Raw genomic sequence first — 4656 nt, 5'->3', positions numbered from 1 at the left:
ACCCCCGCCATCCCCGCGGCATTCATGTAACTCTCCTCCATCAGGGGCCGCCCCGGCAGCTCCCCTCCCCCAGCGACATTGCCGCCTTCAGCCTGCAGGAGCTCGCTTTTGCCTACCCCTCGTGCCTTGGCCATATTCCTTCCCCGAAATTTCCTACCTGGTGGTGACTGCAAACTAATCCTCCGCTAATGGGGCCTTTGGGCGCTCACGCACCCCGCGCAAAATTGATGCTCGTTCCCTTCGCCGGACGATTTAATGAGGTAAGATCGAGCCTCGTGCGCTTAAGGGAACTGCCGGGCTGGGAAGCCTGCGAACTCGAATCCCCCTACCCGAAGGAGTCTGGGTGAGGGACTTGGAACCTAATTTAATCAAGCCCGACCTACCTGTCAACAGCCATTTGTCAACTGCCATTCCTTCGACGGCTGCTCCCAATCCACGTCTAATGGGCCGAAGCCGAGGAGTCGGCGCGTACCTTCGCACCCAACCGACCCGTGGCCCGTGCGACAACCGTCTTTGCGGCAGGGCTGGACTCCGGGTGACGTGCACGCGCGGTTTCCGCCGCTTGGTCGCACCACTCGCGGACTCTCACGTTAACGTCTAGTCAAACTCCCGCATTTTTAGTATATGCGCCGAATCGACGCGCATTGGCATCGAGGTTCGACGACAGCGCCGGCCTTGACCTTTTCATGTCGTCGGCCAGCGCTTGGATGGTCCATGCGTGGTGGTGAAATCGACCAAGGAACAGGGAGATGGCAACAGATGGGGAAGTTCACTAGTTTAATCGTGGGGGTGGCGCTGCTGGCGGGGATGGGCGGATCGGCCGCGGCTGACCCCTTCGCTCCGATTCCAGCCGGTACCGAAATTACCAAGGCTAACTGCCAGAAGTATCTCGATCATATGACCGAAGTTCTGGGCCATACTTGTACCATGAACGAGCCGCAGAACACGATGCCACCCGACTACAAGATCGTGATCGAACCAACCCAATCCTATCCGGTGCCGCATAATTACTGGGACGCTACCGAAAAATACAGCAAGCAGGTCAAACTCGAACCCGAAGAAGGCGGCGCCTACCGCATGGTGGGCTACATCGCTGGCATGCCCTTTCCCTTCAGCCAGCTCAGCACCAGCGACCCGACGGCAGGAGCCAAGATGGCATACGATGCCTACATGCAGTTTCAACCCGCGGTGATGTTCGCCGATCAACTGCACACGATCCTGGTGGACCGCTACGGCAACCGCACTGAAGCTTCATCGTGGTTGGGCAATTACGTGCTCTCGCACGTCACCGACGCCGGCTATCCGATGACAATTCCAAATTCGCCGGGAAGCACCGATGGCGTGTACTTTGCCAGCTATAGCGAACAGCAGTTCCCGACCCAAAACCAATACCTCAGCGGCTTGGAATGGGATTATACCGACCCCGACAAGTTTCCCCAGAACTGGGTTTACCTTCCCAGCATCCGCCGCGTGATCGAGCTCTCCCAGGCCGCCCGCTGCGCTCCGTTCACGGCCACCTCCAACTTCAGTTACGACGACCATTCGCGGGCGCAATTGCCGATCATCTGGTTCAAAAACCAGTACCTTGGCACCAAGTACGAGATCACCTACGTCGTGCCCCCCGATAAGCTCAATCAAGCATCTTCCAGCGAGAGCGTTTGGGATATGCGTTACGGGATGTGGCCAACCAAGCGGACCGGCGGCCATTGGGAAGTGCGGCAATGGCTGCAGGTCGCTTCTCAACGCCTGCCCCAGTATGCCAAGGGCTACTGCGAAGCCAACCACTACATCTGGTTGGACAAGGAACAGACCATCACCGTAGCCTACGACGACTTCGATCAGAACAATAATTACTGGCGCGGTCAGTTCAACTTCAATCCCGCCAAACCGGTGCCGGGCGGCGGCTACTCGTTCTACAGTGGGATGTGGGCACACCTCAATCCTGACATTCAGAATCTGAGCAACGCCGAAATCCTGGTCGACAACTCGCATTGGTGGTTCGATCAGGACGTGCCCGCGCGCTACACCAAGTACGATCGTTTTGCCACGCCGGCCGGTCTGTGGCAGGTGACTCAGTAGGAACGACACATGCTGAGGCGAGAGAGTCCGGGATTCCGGGCTCTCCGCGACCCTCGAGGACAGAGCGAGGCCAAAGCCAGGCTGCGCTCTGTCCTCAGTCTCGAACCTCGGAGCAGTCAAGCCCCCTAACAGCCTGCCAAAAACTTGACCTGAGAGCGGTACGCCGCTTGATATAACACCCTGCGTAAGGGCTGACTTCCGATCTTAACCATATCCCTTCAATCCGGAGGAGGGGGATTTGCTCATCGGTCTGAAGGACCTCCCTCGCACGGATGAAACTGGATTACGCTTGAGGCCCGAACCAGCGAGCTTTAATTTTCAAAACAAATGCTTTCGGCGTGAAACAGCGCAGGGCTTATGCTGAACCGGCGCCACATCGCGATCGCACCAGCGAAAAATCTTTATGATGGTAGGGCAAACACTAGGCCCGGCGTTCTGACACTCACGGATGACGCACGGGCGGCTACGACCCGCCTGATTCGATACCTGCGAAATCTCGGGCCAGATCTTCCAATTGTGCTCGTTCCTCGCCATCCATCCCGCTGGCTTCCAGCACCGCGACCAAGTCTGCCGGCAGGCTGGCGCGGACGGTGACCATCGCTCCACCAGTCGGTTTGGCCACACTCAGCTCCATCGCATGCAAGGCTTGGCGCGCGAGCCCCGCCACTTGCGCCTTGCGCCCGCCGTAGAGCGGATCGCTCAGGCAAGGATGGCCGATGGCGGCAAGATGGACTCGGATCTGGTGAGTCCGCCCACTGCGCGGCCGCACTGCGACTACACTCAGTGGCACGTTGCCTGCCGCCAGCTCCCGTACAGCCAGCAGCCGCACTTCGCTCAACGCCGGGCGCACTACCCGCGCCCGCACCGCCATCCGCTTGCGGTCGATCGGATGGCGCCCGATAGGCATCTCCAGCCGCAGCGCTGCGCGCGCCAGATGGCCCAGGCATAGTGCCAAATATATTTTGCTGACCTCGCGACGCGCGAACTGGGCACTCAAGGCGGCGCGCGCCGCGCTGGTGCGTGCCACCACCATTACTCCCGAGGTATCCATGTCCAAGCGATGAACAATTCCCGCCCGCGTGGAGCCATCCAACTCACGGACTTGGGCGAGCTCGGGAAAGCGCGCCAGCAGCGCATCGACCAGGGTCGAATCGGGATGGCCGGCCGAATGATGGACCACCATCCCGGGCGGTTTGTTGACAAAGATCATTTCGTCGTCGCTATACAGGATCTCGATTGGCCCGGCGACGGGGGCGCGCGATTGCACCGTAGCGACCGGCGGCGGGTCCAACAGTTCGATCAGGTCGCCTTCGCGCACGGCGGCCGAGGCGCGGGCGGGGCGATGGTTTACCACCACCAGTCCGGCCTTGATGGCACGTGCGATCTGCGCGCGCGAATAACGCGGGGTCAGTTCACCGGTCAGAAAAGCGTCCAGGCGAGCAGCCGCACGGCCCGCGATCAGAGTGGGTGCGCCACTCACCGCGCATTCTCCCTTGCCAATTGCTCGCGCCGCGCCACCGCCTGGGCCAGGAAATCCGCCAGATGCATCACCTGAATTGACGAACCACGCCGGCGTAACTCGGCTGCGATCTGAAACTGGCAGCCCGGATTAGCCATGACCACGTACTGCGCCCCGCTCTGTTCGATCGTATCCGCCTTGCGCCGCCCCAGCGCCGCCGCCGCCTGTGGCTGAGTCAGATTGTAACTGCCCGCCGATCCGCAACACAGGTCGGAACTCTCCAGCTCAACGAGCTTTACCCCGCCCACCGCTTTCAGTAGTTGGCGCGGTTCACGCCGCACCCCCATACCGTGCGCCAGATGGCAAGCGTCATGATAGGTGACCGTGGCCTCGCAGCTTCCCTCCAGCGGGCGCGTCGCCTTGAGCAACAAGGTGCTCAACTCGCTAACTCGTCGTGCGAACTCGCTCGCGGGTCGGGCCAAGTCGGGATCGTCCTTGAGCAGTTCACCATACTCCGCCATCGCGGTGGTGCATCCTGAAGCAGTCGAGATAATATGGTCTGCTCCGCCGGCCTGGACGAAGCGGCGTACGTTGGCGCGAGCGAACTCCAGCGCGCGGGGGCGGTTTCCGCTGTGCAGATCGAGCGCGCCGCAGCAGGCGGTGAACAGCGCGGGATCGGCACGGTAGCCGGCGCGCGCCAGCAGTTCCGTCGCGTTGTCGGTGGTTGCGGGCGCCACCACACGGGTCACGCACCCAGCATGAATCGCCACGGCAGGGCCGTCGGCGGATACCGAGGCGCAGGTGGCCACAATAGCCTGCCGCCGCGGAATTAGCGACAGCCATTCACCCAGCGCGCCGGGCAGATGGCGTTCGAGCCACGGGCGCACACCCATCACCTCGGCCAAGCGCGCCGGCCACAACAGCAGAGCCAACCGACGGGGATAAGGAAATAGTTGTCCAACCACCCAGCGCTTGAGACGCTGGCCGATGGGCCGGCGTGCGCGGCCTTCGAGGTAGGCTCGAGTCTGCTCGATCAATCGCCCGTAGCGAACTCCGGCCGGGCAGGCACTTTCGCAACCGCGGCAACCTAGACAAAGATCCAGATGCGCCACCACCGC

General features: G+C 61.6%; 3 protein-coding genes. 1 reads left to right on the top strand and 2 read right to left on the bottom strand.

Going from position 1 to position 4656, the window contains the following annotated elements:
* The first annotated feature begins 759 nt into the window (after positions 1-759).
* A complete protein-coding gene (locus VKV28_13815) occupies positions 760-2079 on the top strand; it encodes a DUF1329 domain-containing protein (GenBank protein ID HLH77874.1) in 1320 nt (439 codons plus the stop codon).
* 463 nt (positions 2080-2542) lie between these two features.
* Here the strand turns inward: VKV28_13815 and VKV28_13810 are convergent, their stop codons facing one another.
* The gene (locus VKV28_13810; GenBank protein ID HLH77873.1) at positions 2543-3559 is read right to left on the bottom strand and encodes an RluA family pseudouridine synthase; all 1017 of its coding nucleotides are present in this window, start codon (positions 3557-3559) and stop codon (positions 2543-2545) included.
* The coding region (locus VKV28_13805) for a heterodisulfide reductase-related iron-sulfur binding cluster (GenBank protein HLH77872.1) at positions 3556-4656 on the bottom strand (1101 nt) is incomplete at its 5' end. The genes VKV28_13805 and VKV28_13810, both read right to left, overlap by 4 nt.

This window comes from Candidatus Binataceae bacterium (assembly GCA_035294265.1).
GTDB lineage: Bacteria > Desulfobacterota > Binatia > Binatales > Binataceae > DATGLK01.
The sequence above is the reverse complement of the archived record's forward strand: the minus strand, read 5'-3'. Positions and strand labels throughout refer to the sequence as shown.

Bases quoted from the DNA above. Each gene is read 5' to 3' on its own strand.
- VKV28_13815 (HLH77874.1), top strand. From the start codon at position 760: ATGGGGAAGTTCACTAGTTTAATCGTGGGGGTGGCGCTGCTGGCGGGG.